The sequence below is a fragment of the Pseudomonas sp. BP8 genome (assembly GCF_017875955.1).
Classification (GTDB): Bacteria; Pseudomonadota; Gammaproteobacteria; order Pseudomonadales; family Pseudomonadaceae; genus Aquipseudomonas.
Genome location: NZ_JAGINK010000001.1, coordinates 916,819 through 938,930 on the forward strand (window position 1 = coordinate 916,819; position 22,112 = coordinate 938,930).

General features: G+C 61.6%; 16 protein-coding genes. 7 read left to right on the top strand and 9 right to left on the bottom strand.

The annotated features are described in order from the left end of the window. The first annotated feature begins 76 nt into the window (after positions 1–76). Together betT and J3B00_RS04070 are read left to right on the top strand one after the other, a co-directional pair. A complete protein-coding gene (betT, locus tag J3B00_RS04065) occupies positions 77–2,080 on the top strand; it encodes a choline BCCT transporter BetT (protein WP_209864219.1) in 2,004 nt (667 codons plus the stop codon). Between the two features lie 158 nt (positions 2,081–2,238). Continuing rightward, complete coding sequence (locus J3B00_RS04070; protein WP_209864222.1) at positions 2,239–6,933, top strand: DUF6543 domain-containing protein; 4,695 nt, start codon at positions 2,239–2,241, stop codon at positions 6,931–6,933. A 5-nt stretch (positions 6,934–6,938) separates the two neighbouring features. On the opposite strand, the gene J3B00_RS04075 is transcribed toward J3B00_RS04070, so the two are convergent. The 4 genes from J3B00_RS04075 to gpmI form a co-directional block, all read right to left on the bottom strand. Beyond that, the gene (locus tag J3B00_RS04075) at positions 6,939–7,703 is read right to left on the bottom strand and encodes a divergent polysaccharide deacetylase family protein (RefSeq protein ID WP_209864236.1); all 765 of its coding nucleotides are present in this window, start codon (positions 7,701–7,703) and stop codon (positions 6,939–6,941) included. A gap of 8 nt (positions 7,704–7,711) precedes the next feature. Beyond that, positions 7,712–9,040, bottom strand: a complete 1,329-nt coding sequence (locus J3B00_RS04080; protein ID WP_209864239.1) for a S41 family peptidase — start codon at positions 9,038–9,040, stop codon at positions 7,712–7,714. 81 nt (positions 9,041–9,121) lie between these two features. Next, positions 9,122–10,414 carry a murein hydrolase activator EnvC gene (locus J3B00_RS04085; protein WP_209864242.1) on the bottom strand — a complete coding sequence of 431 codons (1,293 nt, stop codon included), beginning with the start codon at positions 10,412–10,414 and terminating at the stop codon, positions 9,122–9,124. Positions 10,415–10,553: 139 nt separating this feature from the next. After that, entirely contained in the window at positions 10,554–12,089 is a 1,536-nt protein-coding gene (gene gpmI / locus J3B00_RS04090; protein ID WP_209864246.1) for a 2,3-bisphosphoglycerate-independent phosphoglycerate mutase, read from the bottom strand. A 205-nt stretch (positions 12,090–12,294) separates the two neighbouring features. On the opposite strand from gpmI, the gene J3B00_RS04095 reads away from it, so the two are divergent. The 3 genes from J3B00_RS04095 to secB are packed head-to-tail and all read left to right on the top strand — an operon-like array spanning position 12,295 to position 13,492. Then, positions 12,295–12,708, top strand: a complete 414-nt coding sequence (locus tag J3B00_RS04095) for a rhodanese-like domain-containing protein (RefSeq protein WP_209864249.1) — start codon at positions 12,295–12,297, stop codon at positions 12,706–12,708. A 1-nt stretch (position 12,709) separates the two neighbouring features. Next, a complete protein-coding gene (grxC, locus tag J3B00_RS04100; protein WP_209864253.1) occupies positions 12,710–12,961 on the top strand; it encodes a glutaredoxin 3 in 252 nt (83 codons plus the stop codon). Between the two features lie 39 nt (positions 12,962–13,000). Further along, positions 13,001–13,492 carry a protein-export chaperone SecB gene (gene secB / locus J3B00_RS04105; RefSeq protein ID WP_209864256.1) on the top strand — a complete coding sequence of 164 codons (492 nt, stop codon included), beginning with the start codon at positions 13,001–13,003 and terminating at the stop codon, positions 13,490–13,492. Between the two features lie 543 nt (positions 13,493–14,035). Here secB and trmL read toward each other — a convergent pair. Then, on the bottom strand, positions 14,036–14,491 hold the full coding sequence (gene trmL, locus J3B00_RS04110; RefSeq protein ID WP_209864269.1) for a tRNA (uridine(34)/cytosine(34)/5-carboxymethylaminomethyluridine(34)-2'-O)-methyltransferase TrmL: 456 nt from the start codon (positions 14,489–14,491) through the stop codon (positions 14,036–14,038). Between trmL and J3B00_RS04115 the strand changes: the two genes are divergently transcribed. Beyond that, positions 14,490–14,927 carry a hypothetical protein gene (locus tag J3B00_RS04115; protein ID WP_209864272.1) on the top strand — a complete coding sequence of 146 codons (438 nt, stop codon included), beginning with the start codon at positions 14,490–14,492 and terminating at the stop codon, positions 14,925–14,927. The two genes, trmL and J3B00_RS04115, sit on opposite strands and share 2 nt — an antisense overlap. Before the next feature lie 360 nt (positions 14,928–15,287). On the opposite strand, the gene ntrC is transcribed toward J3B00_RS04115, so the two are convergent. The 4 genes from ntrC to glnA form a co-directional block, all read right to left on the bottom strand. After that, on the bottom strand, positions 15,288–16,724 hold the full coding sequence (gene ntrC / locus J3B00_RS04120; protein ID WP_209864275.1) for a nitrogen regulation protein NR(I): 1,437 nt from the start codon (positions 16,722–16,724) through the stop codon (positions 15,288–15,290). Further along, a complete protein-coding gene (gene glnL / locus J3B00_RS04125) occupies positions 16,724–17,806 on the bottom strand; it encodes a nitrogen regulation protein NR(II) (protein ID WP_209864278.1) in 1,083 nt (360 codons plus the stop codon). The genes ntrC and glnL overlap by 1 nt, the downstream gene beginning before the upstream one ends. 260 nt (positions 17,807–18,066) lie before the next feature. Continuing rightward, positions 18,067–18,600, bottom strand: coding sequence for a chorismate mutase (locus tag J3B00_RS04130; RefSeq protein WP_209864281.1), 534 nt, complete (start codon positions 18,598–18,600; stop codon positions 18,067–18,069). A gap of 155 nt (positions 18,601–18,755) precedes the next feature. Continuing rightward, the gene (gene glnA, locus J3B00_RS04135; RefSeq protein WP_209864284.1) at positions 18,756–20,162 is read right to left on the bottom strand and encodes a glutamate--ammonia ligase; all 1,407 of its coding nucleotides are present in this window, start codon (positions 20,160–20,162) and stop codon (positions 18,756–18,758) included. Between the two features lie 459 nt (positions 20,163–20,621). On the opposite strand from glnA, the gene thiI reads away from it, so the two are divergent. After that, the gene (gene thiI / locus J3B00_RS04140) at positions 20,622–22,076 is read left to right on the top strand and encodes a tRNA uracil 4-sulfurtransferase ThiI (protein ID WP_209864287.1); all 1,455 of its coding nucleotides are present in this window, start codon (positions 20,622–20,624) and stop codon (positions 22,074–22,076) included. Positions 22,077–22,112 lie beyond the last annotated feature (36 nt).

Below are 22,112 nucleotides of genomic sequence, written 5' to 3' on the forward strand. Positions count from 1 at the left end.
AGTAGGGCTATTGCACCAATTGCGCGGGAAAAGACTGATTAGCCTCCACAGCCGCACTCCCCGGAGCATTCGTGCAATGAGTTCTGCCTCCCTAACCAAGCCCCCCGCCGAGAGGGTCCGGGTCAACAACGTGGTGTTCATCACCTCTGCGCTGCTGATCCTCGTGTTGACTGCCTTGCTTATCGCTGTACCTGAAAAAGCCGGCGAAGTACTCAACGTTGCCCAGACCTGGCTGACGCGCAGCTTCGGCTGGTACTACATGCTGGTGATCGGCGGCTACCTGGTGTTCGTGATCGTTCTGGCCTTCTCCAATTTCGGCAAGCTCAAGCTTGGCGGCAAGGATGACAAGCCCGACTTCAGCTACGGCGCCTGGGCCGGCATGCTGTTCTCTTCCGGTATCGGTATTTCGCTGCTGTACTTCGGCGCGTCCGAGCCGCTGGACCACTACTTCAACCCGCCAGAAGGGACATCTGCCACGGCCGAGGCCGCGCGCCAGGGGCTGCAGCTGACCTTCCTGCACTGGGGTCTGCACGGCTGGGCCATCTACGCCCTGGTCGGCCTTGCCGTGGGTTACTTCGCCTACCGCCACAATCAGCCGCTGGCGCTGCGCTCGGCGCTGTACCCGCTGATGGGCGAGCGCTGGGTCAAAGGTGGCGCCGGTCATGCGGTGGACATCTTCGGCATGTTCGTGACCCTGCTGGGCCTGGTCACCAACCTCGGCATCGGTTCGATGCAGGTGGCCTCGGGCCTGGAATACCTGTTCGGCATGGACCACAGCAAGACCAACCTGCTGATCGTGATCCTGGTCATGGCCACGGTGGCTACCGTGGCGGCGGTGTCGGGTGTGGAAAACGGCATCCGTCGTCTGTCCAACCTGAACATCGTGTTGTTCAGCGGCCTGCTGATCTTCGTCCTGCTGGCCGGCGATACCTTGCACCTGCTCAACGGCTTCGTGCAGAACATCGGTGACTACCTCAACGGCATCGTGCTGAAGACCTTCGACCTCTACGTGTATGAAGGCGAGGGCGACACGTCCGAGCGCTGGTTGGGCCTGTGGACCGTGTTCTACTGGGCCTGGTGGATTTCCTGGGGCCCGTTCGTCGGCATGTTCATTGCGCGTATCTCCAAAGGTCGCACCGTGCGTGAGCTGGTTGCCGGTGTGCTGCTGATCCCGCTGGGCTTCACCCTGGCCTGGCTGTCGATCTTCGGTAACACCGCGCTCGACCTGGTGATGAACCACGGCGCCGTGGAGCTGGGCAAGACCGCGCTCGAGCAGCCTTCGATGTCGATCTACCAGTTGCTGGAGTTCTTCCCCGCCGCGAAGATTGTGATTGGCGTGGCGGTGTTCGTCGGCTTCGTGCTGTTCCTCACCCCGGCCGATTCCGGCGCCGTGATGATGGCCAACCTTTCCTGCAAAGGCGGCCAGGTCGACGAAGATGCGCCGCACTGGATGGTGGTGTTCTGGTCGGTGGTGATCACCCTGGTCACCATCGGCCTGCTGTTTGCCGGTAACTTCGCGGCCATGCAGACCATGGTGGTGCTGGCAGGGCTGCCGTTCTCGGTGGTGCTGGTGCTGTTCATGTTTGGCCTGTACAAGGCCATGAAGCAGGACTCGCAGCTGGAGCTTGAACGCGCCGAATTGGCCGCTCGTGGCCGTCGCGGCTTCAGCGAGCGGCTCAGTGCGATGGATCTGCAGCCGACTCAGTCGGTGGTTCAGCGCTTCATGGACAAACACGTCAGCCCGGCCCTCAAGGACGCCGCCGAGCAGCTGCGCACGCAGGGCTTCGAGGTCGAAACCCGAGTGGGCCAGTCGCGCAACATGATGGGCCTGCGGGTGATGATGGAAGAGGGCAACCCCTTCGTCTACGAAGTGAGCCTGGATGGCTACCTGGCGGCGCCCAATGAAGCCTCGGTCGAAGGTGAGGCGGAAGTCCGTCAGCGCTACTACCGCGCCGAGGTGTATCTGCATGACGGCAGCCAGGAGTACGACCTGATGGGCTTCACGCCTGAGCAGGTAGTGCGTGATGTGCTCGACCAGTTCGAGAGTCACCGGCAAGTGCTGGGTCGCGTCTATAGCTGATTGACGTGCCGGGGCATCCAACGCGGTGTCCCGGCCGGCCTCTTCGCGGCGCGAGCCCGCCCGCGAAAAGGCCGCATCAGTCCAGCATTATGTAATGCCTCAGGCCATCCCCCTCGGCCGATCCTTGCGCTCCATTTGCCGCGAGGAAGCCGCCCACCATGCCCAGTCAAGCCAACCCTGCCCCGGATTTTCACCGGGCCGTTGCCAACGAGTTTGCCAGTCGTCCCACCTTGCGCGGCGTTCTCGGCCAACAGGTTCTCGCACTGTTGATTCCCCAGCATTCGTCCCTGGCAGCCGCTCGACTGGCGGATGCCGAACCTTTGATCCTGCAGATTCCCAGCAGCACTCGTCTGTCAGGACCGAAGCCTTACGACGTTTGGACGCCGAGGCCGTTGCTGGAGGTCATGCTCGAATCCCTGCACAGCGGCCAACCGCTGGCAGCGCTGGGCCTGACCGATGGCGATTTTCTGCTGAGCGTCGAGCCGCCGTGGTTCCTGCGTGACGCGGCGGGCGAATCGTTACCGTCTGGCGTGATCTCCATTAATGCTCAGCTCGACGCTCTGAATGAGTTGCTGTTCACCCTGGTGGCAGATTTTTGCCAATCGCAGATCGACTACTGGAAGGCCGCCGGCAGTCAAGGCGTTAGCCGAGACCTTGGGTTGCAGCACCTACTCAAATCGGCGCTGCTCACCAACCTGCCACTGCAGGGGCTAGATGATCAGCAGCGCGAATGCGTGCATGGGCTGCTCAGCGGGAACCACTCGGCGCCGTCAGTATTTGTGGTTCAGGCTGAGATCGGGACGGGCATCCAGGAGCTGACTGACTGGCTACCCAACCTGCTGGTCAGAGGCGAATGGGATGAACGCGAAGTCTTGTTGTGGTGCGCCCCTTCCAGTGTGATCAAGGCATTTGCGTCGTTCGATGAGTTTGCCCTGGCGCTCCAGGAAGAGTTGGCCGAGCACTACCGCTTCGATGCGCTGACCTGGAACCGTTATCAGCTCGAAGGCGATGTGTTTGCACAACAAACCAGCCTGATGCTCGAGATCTTGCTCGACTCGATCAGTCGGCTGCGCTATGCGCAATTGCCGGACGTCGCAGCGCTTGAGCAGTCCTTTTCCGCCCTGAGCGATCCTTCGCGCTGGTTCATCAGGGGCTATGGGCTCGATAGCGAAGGGCGGATCGCTTTGCCCCCCGGCCTGAGGGGGACCAACCCAGTTAACAGTTTTGCCTATCAGCGTGGGGTGTTCGAGCTGGCCTTGGCCCAGGCGCAATCCGAAGGCACCGCTGCGTTGGAGGATGTGCTCGACCTGCAGGCTTACACCCGCCAGGCGCTACGCGCGCAGATGCTTGCCGATTATCCGGACGAGGCCAATTACTTTGCCGATGACCTGATCCTGGCGCTCACTGTCACGGCTGGCAGGCCCGGAGGCGCCAGCGTCGGGCCAGGTGATGGTGTCGTGGACCACCGCAGCCTGAGCTTGACTGAGTTCGCCATCGGTAATCTGAGCTCGCTGCAGGGCGCGCAGCTCAAGGCGGTAAGCCATCGCGAAAGCCAATTGATCATGCCCTGGATGAACGTCGACTACCTCAAGACGCTGGTACAACGCGTCGACGTTGGTCGTCACTACCCTGACTATGTCGCAGAGAAACTGGATGACCCCGCGACACAACCCGAGCGCGTCAAGCGCTTTGCCCGTGAGTGGCGTTGTTCGTTGCTGTTCAGCGCGCTGTTTGCCCGATTGCAAGGTGGGCTGAGCGATGCCGGTCTGCAGTGCGTGACTGACTACTGCCGCGGTTACATCGATTCTGAGCTACCGGGCATCATACTGATGCCACTGGCATTCCGGCGTGAGGCAAGTGCCCAAGGTCAGGATGAAGTCAGGGGCATGTATGTGCTGTTTGCTTCCGAGCCCGCGCGGGTCTTGTTGTACCGGCCGCTATACCCCAAGGCGCCGGTACTGGAGTTCGCCAGTCTGGAACTGATGTTGGCGGCGATCAGACGCCCTGGCCCCTTGCAGGACAGCGTTCTCGGCTGGCTGACGCCGGCGGCGCGCGCCGTCTATGACCACGGGGGCTTTTACGAGCCGCATCTGCCAGGCCCCATCCTTGATACCCAACTGCTGCCCGAGCGGGTGCGTCCGCCAACCTTCGGCGCGCAGTTCTGGCTCCATGATGCGGACCTCAGGATGTACCAGGCCAACCGTGACCTGCTGGTTGAGCTGGCTGATCGGCAGTCCGTGTCCAATGCCGAGAGCCGCTGGGCGATCCTGCTGCAGGGCGCCTGGCTGCTGTTCGATGTCACCACGCTGCTGTTGCGCGGGCCGGTGGCCACCGTTGCCTGGCTGGTACAGGCCATTACAGGCCTGCAGAACGACCTGGCGGCATTGCGAGACGGCGATGCATTCGAGCGCTGTGGCGCTGTTGTCGAGCTGTTGCTCAATACTTCGATGGCCCTGATGCACCTGCGATTGCCCCAGCGTCCTGTGACTGCTGCACCGCGCCTGGCCGAGCTACCCGGCGCTGGCCGCGTACCGCTGGCGTGGCTGGAAGATGCGCGTACGCCAGCTGTGCCCAAGCAAGGCAAGGTCGGTGTGGCGGGCGGGCTGGCGCTACACGGCAGTACCGAGCTGGACTTCAGCTGGCGCGGCGCCCAGGGCTTCAATGTGCTGACGGCACAACAGCGCAAGGCGCTGTTCGCCATGCGCTCGCAGCAATCGTTACAAGGCCTTGAGGCTGTGCAATCGGGAGTTGCTCGCGGCCTGTATGAGGTTGGCGGGCGCCACTTCCTGTACTTGGCAGATGGCGTCTACGAGGCCCGTGTGTATGAGCAAGGGCCGCGTATCATCGGTGCTGACGGCACCGTGGGGCCTTGGCTGGTATTCGAGTACGGACAATGGCGTATCGACCGCTCGTTGCGCCTGCTAGGGGGTATGCCAAAGAGCCGGCGTGAGGTGGTGAAAGAGCAAAATCGCCAGAAAATCGAACAGCTCAAAATCGAAGAGGTCGCTTTTTCTCACCAGCACAATGCGCTGGCGGAGACCTTGAACAAGCACCGCGATCTGCTCAACGAAAAAGACAAACGCATCGAAGTGCTCGAGTCGATCGGCGACAAGGACGAACTGACCGCCGGCGAGCTGGACGTGACCCGGCGCCTGCGCAAGCAGATCAAGCTGAAGATCATCTACGAGATCAAGGATCTGATCGAAAATGCCCTCAAGCATGAGCAGGTGGTTACCAGCCTGTCCGGCATGCGTCATGAGGATTATGCCTTCACCACACTGCTCAAGCAGCAGCGCAGCATGCTCCGCCAAGGGCTGATCGAGAACCTGTCGGTGTTCTACAACGAAATGGCCACCATGATTAATCAGGAGAATCTCGACACCCTGGCCGATCAGATTGTCATCCACCCTGAGCGCCCTGAGGAAATCCGCCAGTATCAGCATTTTCGCACGAGGCTGGACGAGGTCGTTCGCTGGGAAACTGACTTGGTGGACATGTCGCGGCTGCTTGACTGTCTGCTCGAGGAAACGCTCAAGGACGACTCATTCGTCTTCTTCGATGATGTGACCAATGTGCGCATCAACAAGGATGCCGAGCTCAAGGCAACCATTGCTACTCGGCGCATATCGGCGGTCGATCTGGATTTTCGTCTGCTGCAGGATCTGGCGGAGGCGAGCCTGGATCGGCTGGCTGATGTTGACGAGCGACTGCTTTCGCAATACCTCGACTACCTGGCCGGTGACAGTCTGAAAAGTGCCGGCAACGCGCATGGTGATCTGGCTGGCAGCGAGCTGTCGCTGGCTGAGCAGATCGACGTGTTGAGCGGCATTCTGGAGGGTTATGAGGAAGCGGCGGCAATGGCCGACTACCTGGGCAGCGTGGGAGGCGTGGCGATCAGGCAAGAGCATTTGCAGTTGTACAAGAAAACCCTGATGGGCTTGCAGCGCACTGCCCAGGGCGATCTGGCGCAGGCGGTGCGCGAACAGGAGTTCGCCGAACCGAGGCCACCACGCCCGGTAGTCTATGCACCGCGCGGTGGTCGGCGCCGCTTGGTACAGACTCAGCGCGGACGCAAGGTGCTGGCAGAGGAGGTTGAGCAGGACGGCGTGGCTGTCGTTCAGCAGCGCGACCAACGCACTCAGCATGTGCTCAAGACGTTCCACCAGGATGGCGGCGAGTGGGTCGAAGATGCGCCGCCGGCGGAGGAGGGCGGGCCGCTGTTCTCTCCACTGGAGCCGCGCTTGGCAAGGAAGCGTGCTCAAGCCTTGTTGGCCGAAGTTGAGCGAGTCAACAAACTGGCCAGGAGTTTCTTCCGGGCGGAGCAGCCTAATGGCCTGAACACGGTCGTCAATGATCATCTGGAAAAGCTGCACAAAGCACAGGCCACACTGCCGCGGATGAGCCCTGAGGATGCATTGTACGAAAGCCTCGGGCAGGCCATCGAAGGCATGCAGGCCATGCGCCGCGACCTGTTGACGGGCATCTACCTGTCCACTGATCACCCTACTGCCGATAGCCTGCGCTTTCTGTTCGACAACCAGCAAGTCAGCATCCGCCGTACAGCGACACGCAAGCCGCTGTCAGCAGCGGATTTTCTCGATGTTTATGAGGTCAGGCGTATGCCGCGGGCCGACCAAGCGCAGGGTGATGGGCTGTGGGAGGCGCACTTTCACTATCCAGACACGACCACTGGCGCCCGGCAGTTCAGCAAGGGTCACCTGAAACTGTGGGCGCAGCGCAAACTGGGACGTACCGCGCAACTGCGAGCAGCGGTCACCGGTGAAGATCTGTTGGCGATCTACCGCGGTGATCTGCGCCTGGCGCAGGTGGAGGGGGTCATTCCCTTCGATTGAGGTGCTCAGCGGTTGCTGTAACGGCCGTGCTTGCCATGGGCAGGCATGGCCTGGTTACCGCGCTCACCGATCATCTGTGGCAGGCCGATCAACTCGATACCCTGGCTCCTGAGCCGGGGTAGCTGTTGTTCCAGCACTTGCAGGGTCTGCGGATAAGGGTGGCCGATCAGTACGGCAGAACCCTGTCTGCGAGCCATCTCCACGCCCAGTTGCAACTGCGCGGTGATCGCTTCGGGGGTGCGCACGTCGTCGAGAAATACATCGCGAGAAACGTGTGCCAACGCCTGCGCCTGGGCCTCGGCGGCGGCCACGGTGGCAGCACTGGTGCGGCTGTCGACGAAGAACAAGTGGCGGCGCTGCAGCTCGCCCATCAACCAGGTCATGGCCGGGCGCTGGGCCGTCATGCGGCTGCCCATATGGTTATTGATACCCGCGGCGTAAGGCACCTTGAGTAATGCTGCATCGAGGCGGCTGGCCAGCTCTGCCAGCGGGATGTCGGGATGCCAGGCATACGGCCCGGTGGCCGGGTCCATCGGCATGTGCAGGATCACCGTCTTGCCGGCCTTGTGCGCTTGCCGGGCGAAGTCACTGGCGTGCGGGGTGTCGGGCATGATCGCCATGGTGACCGGGCCGGGCAGGGCGAGCGTACGGCTGTCGCGCTCGCTGCTCTGGCCCAGGTCGTCGATGATGATGCTCATGTAGGCCTTGGCGGGCGCCGCATGTGCGGTGCCCGCCAGCAGGCAGAACAGCGTGAACAGCAGATAACGCATCGAGAAGATCAGTCGCCCTTGGTGATGTTCAGACCTTTGAGCAGGCTCAGGGCCTGGCTCAACTGGAAGTCATCGTCCTGTGGTCGATCCTTGCGCTTGCTGCTGCCGGTCGGGCGGTCGGCGCCGCCGTTGCCGTTGCCCAGGTGGCCCTGCAGGTCGGCTTCCTTGAAGTTCTCGGTGTCGGCTTCGGCAGTGAGCTTGGCCGGGCGCACTTCGATGTCCGGGACGATGCCCTGAGCCTGGATCGAGCGGCCATTGGGGGTGAAGTACAGCGCGGTGGTGAGTTTCAGGGCGCGGTCGTTGGCCAGCGGCAGGACGGTTTGCACCGAGCCCTTGCCGAAGCTGTCGGTGCCCATCAGGACGCCACGTTTCTGATCCTGCAGGGCGCCAGCGACGATCTCCGACGCGGAGGCGCTGCCGCCGTTGATCAGCACGACCAGCGGCACGCCCTCGCTGGCGTCGGCGGCGTTGGCCGAGAAGCGCAGCTCGGAGTTGGCGATGCGGCCTTTGGTGTAGACGATCAGGCCCTTGGTCAGGAAGTGGTCGGCCACTTCCACGGCTGACTGCAGCACGCCGCCGGGGTTGTTGCGCAGGTCCAGCACCACGCCGCGCAGCTTCTTGCCGTTGTCCTTGCGCAGCTTGGCCAGGGCCTTGCCCACTTCGTCGCCGGTCTTGACCTGGAACTGGGTAATGCGGATGTAGCCATAGTTGTTTTCGAGCAACTGGCTCTTCACGCTCTTGACCTGAATCACCGCACGGGCGAGGGTCACGTCGAACGGCGTGCCGCCGTCACGGACAAGGGTCAGGGTGATCTTTTCGCCGATCTTGCCGCGCATCTTGTCGACCGCTTCGGTCATGCTCTGGCCACGGGTCGGCGCGCCGTTGATCTTGACGATCAGGTCGCCGGCTTCGATGCCGGCGCGAGAGGCCGGGGTGTCGTCGATCGGCGACACCACCTTGACGAAGCCATCTTCCTGGCCGACTTCGATCCCCAGCCCGCCAAATTCGCCGCTGGTGCTTTCCTGCAGCTCCTGGAAGTCTTCCGGGCCGAGGTAGGCCGAGTGCGGATCAAGGTTGCTGAGCATGCCCTTGATGGCGTTTTCCAGCAGGGTCTTGTCGTCTACCGGCTCGACATAGGCGGCCTTGATCCGGTCCATGACCTCGGCAAAGGTGCGCAGCTCTTCGAGCGGCAGCGGCGACTTGGCTGTGACCTCGGTGGCTGGCACCGGAGCTGGCGCAGCGGCTGGCTTGGCCGGCTCGGCGGCAAGGGCCAGGGGCGCGCCGATCGCCAAAGCGACGGTCAGGGCCAGTTGGGTGAGGCGAGGCGAGTGCAGCATGTCGAACGAACTCCTGATCCTGTTGGCGCTCCCGCAGGAGCAACGGTGCAGCCACCGTAAACCGTAAAAGGTAAAAAATGCCTAGCCACGACACCATTGCGCCGGGTCGCTGGGGCGGCCCTGCTGGCGAATGGCAAAGTACAAGCCTGCGCTTTCCTGGCCACCGCTGTCACCCACGGTGGAGATCGCTTCGCCGGCCTTGACCACGTCACCGGCGTTCTTGAGCAGGCTCTGGTTGTGGCCGTACAGGCTCAGGTAACCATTACCATGGTCGAGAATGACCAGAAGTCCAGCGCCGCGCAACCAGTCGGCAAACACCACGCGACCGCCGTGCACGGCGCGAACCTGGGTGCCGGTGCTGGCGCTGATCATCACCCCATCCCACTTGGCCCGGGCATCGCCACCGCGTGCATCGCCGAAGCGTGCCAGCAGTCGACCATTGACCGGCCATGGAAGTTTGCCCCGTGCAGCAGAAAAAGCCCCGCCATAGTTGGCGCCCTCGCCGGACACCATCGGCCCGAGGGTGGTCAGGGCCTTTTTCTTGGGCGGCTCGGCTTCGTTGCGGGCGGCGGCGGCCAGGGCTTCCTGTTGCCGGCGCTTTTGCGCTTCCTGCTGGGCCAGCAAGGCCTTCTGCCGGGCTTCTTCGGCTTCGCGGGCCTGGCGCGCCAGGGTCTCCTCGATGGTCTTGAGGACCTTGCCCAGATCGGCCTGGTCCTGCTCGCGGGCCTGCAGCTTCTGGTCGCGCGCTTTCATGTCGCTGTTGAGTTTGGCCAGTACCTGCTGGCGCTTGCTGCGTTCGCCTTCCAGCGCTTGGCGGCGGCTGTCGAGCTCGCCCTGCTGGGTCAGCAGTTGGGTCTGCTGGTTGGCGATGTCCTGTTCGACATTGGCCAGCTGGCGCAAGGTTTCGTTGAAGGTACGCAGTTGCTCGAGGCGCGCCTTGCTCAGGTAATCGTAATAGGTGAGGGTGCGGGCGAATTTCTCAGGGTTTTGCTGGTTGAGCAGCAGCTTGAGGTATTCCTCGCGGCCATTCTGATAGGCCGAGCGCGCCTGGATGGCGATCAGTCGTTGTTGTTCAACGCGGGCGGACTGGAGTTTTTTTTTCTCGGTATCAAGGCGCTCCAGTTCGCCCTCGGTCTTTTTTAGTTCTTGTTGCAGGGCCTCCACCTGCTTTTCGAGATTGCCGATGTCGGTCTCGGTGCTCTTGAGGTCTTTTTGCACGCCCGACTTTTCTTCCTGGAGCTTGCCTAGCACTTTCTTGAGCTCGGCGATGTCCTGGCGGGTGGCGTCCAGTTGTTGCTGGGTCTGCGCACGCTCATCGGCAAAAGCCGGGCTGAGCAGGCAGGACAGGGCTAGAAGAATCAGGGCGCGGAGCATGGGGTTGGGCGTACCAGGGATGGAGACTGGCCTAGTATGCCCGCCTGGGCCTGCAAAAAAAACGCCTCGCGGCATCTGCGGCGAGGCGTTTGTCTGGAAAGCCGGTGGAACCGGGGCCGGCAAGCGGCCCCGGCGGCGATCAGGCGTCGATCAGGATCGAGGTGCCCGTCATCTCGGCGGGCTTTTCCAGGCCCAGCAGTTTCAGCATGGTCGGCGCGACGTCGGCCAGCACGCCGCCCTCACGTACCTTGACCTGGCGCTTGCCGACATAGATGAACGGCACCGGCTCGGTGGTGTGGGCGGTGTGGGCCTGGCCGGTGCACTCGTCTTCCATCTGCTCGACGTTGCCGTGGTCGGCGGTGATCAGCGCCTCGCCGTCGACCTTGTCCAGTGCTTCGACGATACGCCCGACGCAGGTATCCAGCGCCTCGACGGCCTTGACTGCGGCGTCGAACACGCCGGTGTGACCGACCATGTCGCCGTTGGCGTAGTTGACCACGATCACATCGAAGCGCTGCTGCTCGATGGCCTCGACGATGCGGTCGGTGACCTCCGGCGCATTCATTTCTGGCTGCAGGTCGTAGGTGGCAACTTTTGGCGAAGGAATGAGAATGCGCTCTTCACCCTCGAACGGCTCTTCGCGGCCACCGGAGAAGAAGAACGTCACGTGGGCGTACTTCTCGGTCTCGGCGATGCGTAGCTGGGTCTTGCCGTTTTTCGCCAGGTACTCGCCGAGCACGTTGTTCAGGCTGGCCGGGGCGAACGCTGCAGGGGCGGCGATTTTCGCCGAATACTGGGTCAGGCCGATGTAGGCGGCAAGCTTGGGCAGGCGTGCCCGGGGGAACTCGTTGAACTCGGGCTCGACGAATACCCGCGACAGCTCGCGGGCACGGTCGGCGCGGAAGTTCATGAAGATCACCGCGTCACCGTCTTCGACCTTGACCGCCTCGCCAATGCGCGTGGCCTTGACGAACTCGTCGCTCTCGTCCCGCGCATAAGCGGCTTCGAGACCGGCCACGGCGCTCTCGGCGCTGTAGTCGGCGACCGAGTCGACGATCAGGTTGTAGGCCGCGCTGACGCGGTCCCAGCGGTTGTCGCGGTCCATCGCGAAGTAGCGGCCGATAATGCTGGCAATGCGCCCCTTGCCGAGTTTGGCGAAGGTCGTGTCGAGCAGCTCGATCGACGACTGGGCGCTACGCGGCGGCGTGTCGCGGCCGTCGAGGAAGGCGTGCAGGTAGATCTTTTCGGCGCCGCGCTGGGCAGCCAGCTCGGCCATCGCCACCAGGTGATCCTGGTGGCTGTGCACGCCTCCGTCGGAGAGCAGGCCAAGGATGTGCACGGCCTTGCCGGCGCTGCTGGCTTTGTCCACGGCACCGGTCAGGACCGGGTTGGTGAAGAAATCACCGTCGCGGATGGCCTTGGTCACCCGGGTGAAGTCCTGGTACACGACACGCCCGGCCCCGAGGTTCATGTGGCCGACCTCGGAGTTGCCCATCTGCCCGTCAGGCAGGCCGACATCCATCCCGGAGCCGGAGATCAAGCCATGCGGCTGGGTAGCGCGCAGGCGATCATAGACCGGTGTGTTGGCGGCAAAGATGGCGTTGTATTCGGGGCTTTCGCTGTGACCGAAACCATCCAGGATGATCAGGACCAGGGGTTTAGGCGTGCTCGTCATCAATCCCACTCACGGTTGCTAGAAGATGATAAAGACACGCATTTTAGGGCAAATACGCCATCTGGGGCGAAAATTCCTCTGGCTGGTCACGCATTGCACTGGTCAGCGCCAATGAAAGCTGTCCTGCTCCCTGGCCAGCGGGCTTTGGTGGGCCTTGGGGGCTGTGTATACTGGCCGACATTTTCAATCGCCTGGAACACACCTGATGGTTGCCAACCTGATCACATTTGCCACTAACCACTTCATTCTGGTGGCGATCTTCTTCGTTCTGCTGATCCTGCTGCTGGTCAACGAAATTCGTCGCGGCGGCCAGAGCCTGAGCAACGGCCAGCTGACTGCCCTGGTCAATGCCGACAAGGCCGTGGTCATCGATATCCGCACCAGCAAGGAGTACGCGGCGGGCCACATCGTTGGCGCCCTGAACATCCCGCAGGACAAGCTCATCAGCCGTATGGCCGAGCTGGAGAAGCATAAAGACAAGACCTTGATCCTGGTCGACAGCATGGGCCAGCAGTCTGGCACCCTCTGCCGTGAACTGCTCAAGGCTGGTTACACCGCTGCCAAGCTCAGTGGTGGCGTTTCCAGCTGGAAAGCCGATAACCTGCCCCTGGTGAAGTGATATGAAGGTCATCGTATATTCCAGCGACTATTGCCCCTACTGCATGCGCGCCAAGTACCTGCTCGAGAGCAAGGGCGTGGCGTTCGAGGAAATCAAGGTCGACGGCAAGCCTCAGGTTCGCGCCGAAATGAGCCAGAAGGCCGGCCGCACCTCGGTGCCGCAGATCTGGATCGGCACTACCCATGTCGGTGGTTGCGATGACCTCTACGCCCTTGAGCGGGCGGGCAAGCTCGATAGCCTCCTCAAGGCCTGATTTTCAGCGCTGATAAAACCATTAGGAAAAGGATCTGCCATGACTGACCAACAGAACAACGGCGCCGCCGCCACCGATGAAACCGCACCGCAATTCTCCATGCAGCGCATTTATGTGCGCGACCTGTCGTTCGAAGCACCGAAGAGCCCGCAGATCTTCCGCCAGCAGTGGGAGCCGGCTGTTTCGCTGGACCTGAACACGCGCCAGAAGGCCCTGGAAGGTGACTTCCATGAAGTCGTGCTGACCCTGTCGGTGACCGTCAAGAACGGTGACGAGGTTGCCTTCATTGCCGAAGTGCAGCAGGCCGGTATCTTCCTGATCAAGAACCTCGACGCTTCGTCGATGAGCCACACCCTGGGTGCGTTCTGCCCGAACATTCTGTTCCCGTACGCGCGTGAGACTCTGGACAGCCTGGTTACCCGTGGCTCGTTCCCGGCACTGATGCTGTCGCCTGTCAACTTCGATGCTCTGTACGCGCAAGAGATGGAGCGTATGCAGGCTGCTGGCGAAGCTGCACCTTCGCTGCAGTAAGCCTTGCTGCGAGGCATAAAAAAGCGCTCTCAGGAGCGCTTTTTTTGTTCTTCACGGATTGATGGGGAGATGAACTGCTGGCTTGGCTGGTCGGCTTAGGCATTGAGGGCTTATCCATTCGCTGTGGTGGCGCCATTGGCCCCTTCCGCCCTTACGGCCAGGCATTTCAAAGTGTTCCGAAATTGCGCTTGGCCTGAGCTCGCCGGGGCCGCTACGCAGCCCTTTCGCGACACAAGGCCCCACAAGATGGCGTTTGTCCAATTTTTGTTCAGCGCGCGAAAAGCACTGCCCGGCGCGGTCCATGTGGGAGCGGCCTTGTGTCGCGAAAGGGCTGCGCAGCAGCCCCGGCATACCAAAGTCATACACAAGTTCAAAAGACTTTGAAATGCCTGGCCGTAAGGGCAGAAGGGGCCAGAAAAGTCACCCCATCAAATGGATAAGCCCCCAACCTGCAAGCCCCAGAACCAGTTCCTACTCACCGCCAATCCGTGAACAACCTTTTTGTGGGCGAGTACGAGGTAGCCGAGGTGCCAGCACCGCCCCTCAGGCAAACCCCTGCTGACGCCACGCCTCATACACCGTCACCGCCACCGTATTGGACAGGTTCAGGCTACGGCAGCCAGGCCGCATCGGCAGCCGCAGCTTCTGCTCCGCCGGCAGGCTGTCCAGCACCTCGGCCGGCAACCCGCGGCTCTCAGGGCCGAACAGGAACGCATCCCCCGGCTGATAAGCCACTTCATGGAACGGGTGCGAACCCTTGGTAGTAAAAGCAAACAGACGCGGCTGGCCGAGGCTCTCCAGGCATCCGGCCAGGCTCTCGTGACGCTTGAGCGTGGCATACTCATGGTAATCCAGCCCTGCCCGGCGCAGGCGCTTGTCGTCCAGCTCGAAGCCGATCGGCTCGATCAGGTGCAGGTCGCAGCCACTGTTGGCACAGAGGCGGATGATGTTGCCGGTATTCGGCGGAATTTCTGGTTGAAAAAGGATGACGTGAAACATGCACGGCTCCAAGCATGAAGATGACGGGCATTCTACCCCCGAACCCGACCTGCGTTCGAAGGCCTTCCCGCGGGTGATGTTTTCGCTGGCCATCGTGGGCGTGATGGTCGGCCTGATGATCGGCCGCCTGACCGCCCCTGAAGAGCGCGTGCTCGAGCAGGTCGAGGTGGTTCAGGATGGCCTCGACCTGTGGTTCAACGAAGAACCCAAGCTGCATGGCGAGAATGTCCAAGGGACGGTTGCGCTGGTGTTCCAGGCTACAGGCAGGGCGCAGCGGGGCCAATTGATGTTGCAGGGCAAGCCGGTCGGCTGGCGCTTGCAGAAGAGCGAGGAAGGGTTGTTGTTGACCGTGGTTGCCGCGCGTCCCCTGCACGGCGACTGGGCCGGTGCAGAGGACGATGGGCGTTGGCGAGTGCAGGTGAGGTTGCACGAATAAAAGAGGGGATTCCCGGCCTGCCTGTACCGAGGTCCCCAGAACCGGAGCGTCTGCTTATGGCGATGGGCCGCAAGACGACGCTTGGTATTTGCCTGTGCAGCAAGCCGCACGAATAAAAGAGGGGAATTCCCGGCCTTGCCTGTACCGAGGTCCCCGAAACTGGATGTATTAGATATTGCAGGTGTCGTGCCAGTTTCGCAGGGGCCGGAAACATTGCGTTTCAAGGCGTTTTTGCCAGGTTTTGAGGGGGTTTGTGCCTTGGGGCAGTGCACGCGGCACAGAATCGGTGCACCGAGATCGAAAATGCTTGGGGCCGCAAAGCGGCCCCAAAGTGTCTGGATTCAGTGCATCAGGCCTGGATCAATGCTCATCCCCGTCATCATCATCCCCACCATCGACCTTCATCCCCAGCTCCTTGATCTTGCGGGTCAGGGTATTACGCCCCCAGCCCAGCAACACCGCGGCATCACGCCGACGCCCAGCAGTGTGCTTGAGGGCTGTCTCGATCATGATCCGCTCAAAACTGGGCACGGCGCTGTCGAGCAGGTTCGACTGACCGCGGGCCAACGCCTGGTCTGCCCACTGGCGTAGTGCCTGCTCCCAGTTGGTCACCGGCGCAGCGTCTTGTGGCAGGTTGAGCAGCTCGGGTGGCAAGTCGCCGATCAGTACTTCCCGGCTGGAAGCCATGACAGTGATCCAGCGGCACGTGTTTTCCAGCTGACGCACGTTGCCCGGCCAGGGCAGGTTGCGGATGAACTCTTCAGTCTCCGGCTTGAGCAGCTTGGGCTCGACTGCCAGCTCCTGCGCGGCGCGTCCGAGGAAGTGCCGGGCCAGGGTCGGGATGTCTTCGCGCCGATCAGACAGACGCGGGATATGAATGCGAATGACATTGAGGCGGTGGAACAAATCCTCACGGAATTTGCCGGCCTGTACCAGCGTTTCCAGGTTCTGGTGCGTCGCGGCGATGATCCGCACGTCGACCTTGACCGGCACATGGCCGCCCACCCGATAGAACTCGCCATCGGCCAGTACCCGCAGCAGACGCGTCTGGGTGTCGGCCGGCATGTCGCCGATCTCGTCGAGGAACAGCGTACCCCCATCGGCCTGCTCGAATCGACCACGGCGCAGGTTGGCCGCGCCCGTAAAGGCCCCCTTTTCATGGCCGAACAGCTCGGACTCCATCAAATCCTTGGGGATCGCCGCCATGTTCAACGCGATAAACGGCGACGCCGCCCGCGGGCTGTGGCGATGCAAGGCGTGCGCGACCAGCTCTTTACCGGTACCCGACTCACCGTTGATCAGCACGGTGATGTTGGAATGGCTAAGCCGGCCAATTGCGCGAAACACCTCTTGCATCGCCGGCGCTTCGCCGATGATTTCCGGAGTGCGAGTCAGCGTCGGCGGTACATCCAGGCCTTGTTGCTCCTGGGCATGCTGGTTGGCGCGCTTGACCAGCGAGACGGCCTCGTCAACGTCGAACGGCTTGGGCAGGTATTCGAAAGCCCCGCCCTGATAGGACGCCACGGCGCTGTCGAGGTCGGAGTGGGCGGTCATGATGATGACCGGCAAGCGCGGATGCTGCTCGCGGATCTGCGCGAGCAGGTCGAGGCCACTGGCGCCGGGCATGCGGATATCGGAAATGATCACGTCCGGTTGCTGCCGAGCCAGGCGGCCCATGACGCCGTCGGCGCTGTCGAAGCTCTGGGTGGTCATGCCCTCCTGTTGCAGGGCCTTTTCCAGTACCCAGCGGATAGAGCGATCATCGTCGACGATCCAGACGGTTTCACTTCGGCTCATTAGGCAGTGGCTCCTTGTTCCAGGGGCAGGAAGATCGAAAAGGTGGTGTGGCCGGCGTGGCTCTCACACTCGATCAGGCCCTGGTGCTGGCTGATGATGTTCTGGGTAATGGCCAGACCGAGCCCGGTACCGTCCGGGCGTCCGCTGACCATGGGATAAAACAGGGTGTCCTGCAGTTCAACCGGAATCCCGGGGCCGTTGTCAGTGATTTCGACACGGGCCACCAGGCGGTGACGGATATGGCCAATGGTGAACTGGCGTACCGCCCGACTGCGCAGGGTGATACGGCCCAGGCGCAGTTCGTTCTGGCTGCTGATCGCCTGCATGGCGTTACGCACGATATTGAGAACGGCCTGGATCATCTGTTCGCGGTCGATCAGCACATCCGGCAGGCTTGGGTCGTAGTCGCGCACCAAAGTGATGCATCCCTGGCTTTCCGCGTCGACCAGGCTGCAGACCCGCTCCAGTACTTCGTGGACGTTGGTCATGGCCAGTGACGGCAGTTTGTTCGAGCCGAGCATGCGGTCGACCAGGTTGCGCAGGCGGTCGGCCTCTTCGATGATCACATTGGTGTAGTCACGCAGGCCGTCGTTGGGCAGCTCGCGGGCGAGCAGTTGCGCAGCACCGCGAATGCCGCCCAGCGGATTCTTTATTTCGTGGGCCAGGCCGCGCACCAGCATCTTGGTGGTTTCCTGCTTGGACAGCTGGGCCTCTTCCTTGGTGATGCGCAGCAGTCGGTCGCGCGGGTGCACCTCGAGCAACAGCAGGGTCTGGCCCTGGTGCAGAATCGGTGTCACAGCGTAATCGACAGTGATGCTCTGCCCGGTCAGCGAAGTCAGTTGCGCCTCGCGCTTGGTGAACGGGTGCGCCTGCTCCACGGCCTGGCGCAGCGAATTGAGCGCCTCGGTCGATTCGGTAAACAGCTCGCTGATGAACTGCCCATGGCTGCGCTGGCCGCTGACGGCCAGGAGCATTTCCGCCGCTGGATTCATGTATTCCAGGCGCAGCTCGGCATTGAGCAGCAGCGTGGCGGTGGTCAGGTTGTCCAGAAGCAGTCGGTGCTGTGCATCGCTGATGGTCATGGGGCGTCGTTGACCTCTTTTGGCACATGGGCCGCCGTTGACTGAGCCAAGGGCGGGCGCTGGTGATCCGCGTGATGCCTTGAAAATGCAAGAAACAAACCAAGGCTCCGAAAAGAAGCGGAATTACCTGAAAAAGCCCTGGATATGCGCTATTGCGAGCCAGAAACTGCTGATGAATCGTTTCTCTTGAACCATATTGGGATGCATAGCAGGGCATTTGCCCTGCTTCTGCACCAATATAGAGCATAGAGGTAAACGGCTTAGTCGCAGAGCTGCCCCGTGGCGCGGATCATGCCCACGCGGTGAATCGCATCGCCTTTGCGTTGTGCCAGGGCAAAGGCCAGTTGGCTGGCGCAATCCTGCGGGCGTTGTTGATGGAAGTACGCCAGTTGGCGCAGCAGGTCAGCCTGCAGGCTATCCAGACGCGGGCGGATGGTTTTCTGCAAGTCGTGGCGCGGCAGGTCTGGCGCCTGGCCGACCAGGTGCCACTGCGAGAGCAGCGAGTACTGGATCAGTTTATTGGCTTCGATCTGGTCCTTGAAAAACGTGGCGGCCAGGTCCGGGCTTAATTGATAGGCGGGTGCTGCGAGCCTCACAGCGGCAACGATCGAGTGTTCGCGCTCAGTCGCCTGCACCGGTTGCTGGCTATCCCACTTATGCAGGGCCACGACGTCAGCGGTCGCCAGGCGGCGCTCGATGAGGTTGAGCAAGTGCAGGAGGGTGGGGTCGGTGGGGGCAGCGGCGCAGCCATTCAGGCCAAAGACGCAAAAAAGAACAAGCGGGGCGAGGCGCATCGGCAGTCTCCTGTTTGAGTGGAGTCTGCGAGTGTGAAGCGCGGCTTTGGGAGTACAAGTCGGACGCTTCCGAAAATCGTGTCTGCCGAAACGGAAACGGCCTCCACAGGGAGGCCGTTTCTGGTTGACGGTCGCGACGCCGGGCGCCGCTTACATCAGACGCTGTAGTACAGGTCGTATTCCAGCGGGTGAACGAAGGTGCGAACGCGGATTTCTTCTTCCGACTTCAGCTCGATGTAGGCATCGATGAAGTCGTCGGAGAACACGCCGCCCTTGGTCAGGAAGGCACGACCCTTGTCCAGCTCTTCCAGGGCTTCTTTCAGGCTACCGCACACCTGTGGGATTTCCTTGGCCTCTTCAGGCGGCAGGTCGTACAGGTTCTTGTCGGCAGCATCGCCTGGGTGGATCTTGTTCTGGATGCCATCCAGGCCAGCCATCAGCAGTGCGGCGAAGCACAGGTACGGGTTGGCAGCCGGGTCCGGGAAGCGCGCTTCGATACGGCGGGCTTTCGGGCTGGAAACGTAAGGAATACGGATCGAGGCCGAACGGTTACGGGCCGAGTAGGCCAGCATGACCGGCGCTTCGAAACCTGGTACCAGACGCTTGTAGGAGTTGGTAGCCGGGTTGGTGAAGCCGTTCAGGGCCTTACCGTGCTTGATGATACCGCCGATGAAGTACAGGGCAGTTTCCGACAGGCCGGCATAGCCTTCACCGGCGAAGGTGTTCTTGCCGTCTTTGGCGATCGACATGTGCACGTGCATGCCCGAGCCGTTGTCGCCGTACAGCGGCTTCGGCATGAAGGTCGCGGTGCGGCCGTAAGCGTCGGCAACGTTGTGCACGCAGTACTTCAGGGTCTGAACTTCGTCAGCCTTGGCAACCAGGGTGTTGAACTTGACGCCGATTTCGTTCTGGCCGGCAGTCGCCACTTCGTGGTGGTGAACTTCGACGACCTGGCCCATTTCTTCCAGGGCGTTGCACATTGCGGTGCGGATTTCGTGGTCGTGGTCGACCGGCGGCAGTGGGAAGTAGCCGCCTTTGACGCCTGGACGGTGGCCTTTGTTGCCGCCTTCGACGTCCTGGTCGGTCATCCACGAACCTTGTTCGGAGAAGATCTTGAACATCGAACCGGAGATGTCGGACTTGAACTTGACGTCGTCGAAGATGAAGAATTCTGGCTCTGGGCCAACGAAGACGGTGTCACCGATACCGGTGGTCTTCAGGTACTCTTCGGCGCGACGGGCGATGGCACGTGGGTCGCGGTCGTAGCCTTGCATGGTAGACGGCTCGATCACGTCGCAGACCAGGATCAGGGTCGGCTCTTCGGTGAACGGGTCCAGCACGGCGGTGCTGTCATCCGGCAGCAGGATCATGTCGGAGGCTTCGATGCCTTTCCAGCCTTCGATGGAGGAACCATCGAACATCTTGCCTGCTTCGAAGAACTCATCATCCAGCGCATCGCGAGCTGGCATGGTGACGTGTTGCTGCTTGCCTTTGGTGTCCGTGAAACGCAGATCAATCCACTTGACGTCATGATCTTTGATGAGCTGAACCGACTTCGACATGTTGTCCTCCGGATGGTCTAGAGCGCGGTAGGCCGCTGCCCTGGAAAAAGGGTGTCGCCGGGCGCGCATAGTCGGCCAAGCTTACCTGCCTCACAAGGGAGCAAATTGCATGCCAGTGCCCGAAAATGGCGAACACAGGACAAAAGCAGGCGTTTGCGGGCAGATTGCCGACGGCTTACGGCGAAAAACGCACTTATAAGATGCAGGAATTAACTTGCTGGCACCATTATGGTGCGTCTATCGGTTTTTGTGCATTGTTTAAGGGCTTCTTCGCAGTTCAATCGCATAGCCACAAGATTAAGGGCTGGAAAATCCCCTGCAGGAGCGGGCTTGCCCCGCGAAGAGGCCGCCGCTGACGCCCCGCAAACCTTTCTGTACAAAAGTTGGTCAAATCCTGAGCAATTTCCGCTATAATTCGCGCCCCTCATTTTCGGCAGGCCCTGGGCGCGCTGTTTACCCATGAAACTTATCGTCAAAGTCTTCCCAGAAATCACCATCAAGAGCCGGCCGGTGCGCAAGCGCTTCATCCGTCAGCTCGCGAAGAACATTCGCAATGTGCTCAAGGATGTCGATCCTGAGCTGAAGGTTGATGGTGTCTGGGACAATCTCGAAGTGGTTACCCGCGTCGAAGACGAGAAGCTTCAGCGCGAGATGATCGAGCGCCTCTCGTGCATGCCGGGGATCACCCACTTCCTGCAGGTCGAGGAGTACCCGCTGGGCGACTTCGACGACATCGTCGCCAAGTGCCGCGAGCACTTCGGCCACCTGCTGGCCGGCAAGCGCTTCGCCGTGCGCTGCAAGCGCGGCGGCCACCACGACTTCACCTCGATGGACGTCGACCGCTACGTCGGCAGCCAACTGCGTCAGCAGTGTGGCGCCGCTGGCATCGACCTGAAGACGCCTGAGGTCATGGTCCGCATCGAGATCCGCGACCAGCGCCTGTTCGTGATCCACAACCAGCATCAGGGCATTGGCGGCTACCCGTTGGGCGCCCTGGAGCAGACCCTGGTGCTGATGTCGGGTGGCTTTGACTCAACCGTCGCCGCCTATCAGATGATGCGCCGCGGTCTGATGACCCACTTCTGCTTCTTCAACCTCGGTGGCCGTGCCCATGAGCTGGGGGTGATGGAAGTCGCCCACTACCTGTGGAAGAAATACGGCAGCAGTCAGCGCGTACTGTTCATCAGCGTGCCGTTCGAAGAAGTGGTCGGCGAGATCCTCGGCAAGGTCGACAACAGTTATATGGGCGTCACCCTCAAGCGCATGATGCTGCGGGCCTCGGCAAACATCGCCGACCGCCTGCAGATCGATGCCCTGGTGACCGGCGAGGCGATCTCCCAGGTTTCCAGCCAGACGCTGCCGAACCTGGCCGTTATTGACCAAGCCACCGAAAAGCTCGTGCTGCGCCCGCTGCTGGCCAGCCACAAGCAGGATATTATCGATACCGCTTATCAGATCGGCACCGCCGAGTTTGCCAAGCACATGCCAGAATACTGCGGCGTGATCTCCGTGAACCCGACCACCTGTGCCAAACCGCACCGGGTTGCCCACGAAGAGAAACAGTTCGACATGCAAGTGCTTGAGCGCGCCCTTGAGCGTGCCCGCTTCATTTCGATCGACAATGTTATCGACGAGTTGGGCCAGGACATTCAGGTCGAGGAAGTGGCAGAAGCCCTGCCTGGCCAGATCGTCATCGACATTCGCCACCCCGATGCCCAGGAAGACGAACCCCTGGTGATCGACGGTATCGACGTCCAGGTCATGCCTTTCTATGCCATCAACAGCCGTTTCAAGCAGCTCGATGGCAACCGTCAGTACCTTCTTTATTGCGACAAGGGCGTCATGAGTCGCCTGCATGCGCATCACCTGCTCAGTGAGGGACATGCCAATGTGCGTGTTTATCGTCCGGCATAAGACGCCAGGGCTGTATGGCGGCAGCATCCGCCATCG

Excerpts from the sequence above, each read along its gene's own strand:
- J3B00_RS04130 (WP_209864281.1), bottom strand. The coding sequence starts at position 18,600 with ATGCGCCTCGCCCCGCTTGTTCTTTTTTGCGTCTTTGGCCTGAATGGC.
- J3B00_RS04085 (WP_209864242.1), bottom strand. The coding sequence starts at position 10,414 with ATGCTCCGCGCCCTGATTCTTCTAGCCCTGTCCTGCCTGCTCAGCCCG.
- J3B00_RS04075 (WP_209864236.1), bottom strand. The coding sequence starts at position 7,703 with ATGCGTTATCTGCTGTTCACGCTGTTCTGCCTGCTGGCGGGCACCGCA.
- thiI (WP_209864287.1), top strand. The coding sequence starts at position 20,622 with ATGAAACTTATCGTCAAAGTCTTCCCAGAAATCACCATCAAGAGCCGG.
- gpmI (WP_209864246.1), bottom strand. The coding sequence starts at position 12,089 with ATGACGAGCACGCCTAAACCCCTGGTCCTGATCATCCTGGATGGTTTC.
- glnA (WP_209864284.1), bottom strand. The coding sequence starts at position 20,162 with ATGTCGAAGTCGGTTCAGCTCATCAAAGATCATGACGTCAAGTGGATT.
- ntrC (WP_209864275.1), bottom strand. The coding sequence starts at position 16,724 with ATGAGCCGAAGTGAAACCGTCTGGATCGTCGACGATGATCGCTCTATC.
- J3B00_RS04095 (WP_209864249.1), top strand. The coding sequence starts at position 12,295 with ATGGTTGCCAACCTGATCACATTTGCCACTAACCACTTCATTCTGGTG.
- grxC (WP_209864253.1), top strand. The coding sequence starts at position 12,710 with ATGAAGGTCATCGTATATTCCAGCGACTATTGCCCCTACTGCATGCGC.
- J3B00_RS04080 (WP_209864239.1), bottom strand. The coding sequence starts at position 9,040 with ATGCTGCACTCGCCTCGCCTCACCCAACTGGCCCTGACCGTCGCTTTG.
- secB (WP_209864256.1), top strand. The coding sequence starts at position 13,001 with ATGACTGACCAACAGAACAACGGCGCCGCCGCCACCGATGAAACCGCA.
- betT (WP_209864219.1), top strand. The coding sequence starts at position 77 with ATGAGTTCTGCCTCCCTAACCAAGCCCCCCGCCGAGAGGGTCCGGGTC.
- J3B00_RS04115 (WP_209864272.1), top strand. The coding sequence starts at position 14,490 with ATGCACGGCTCCAAGCATGAAGATGACGGGCATTCTACCCCCGAACCC.
- trmL (WP_209864269.1), bottom strand. The coding sequence starts at position 14,491 with ATGTTTCACGTCATCCTTTTTCAACCAGAAATTCCGCCGAATACCGGC.
- glnL (WP_209864278.1), bottom strand. The coding sequence starts at position 17,806 with ATGACCATCAGCGATGCACAGCACCGACTGCTTCTGGACAACCTGACC.
- J3B00_RS04070 (WP_209864222.1), top strand. The coding sequence starts at position 2,239 with ATGCCCAGTCAAGCCAACCCTGCCCCGGATTTTCACCGGGCCGTTGCC.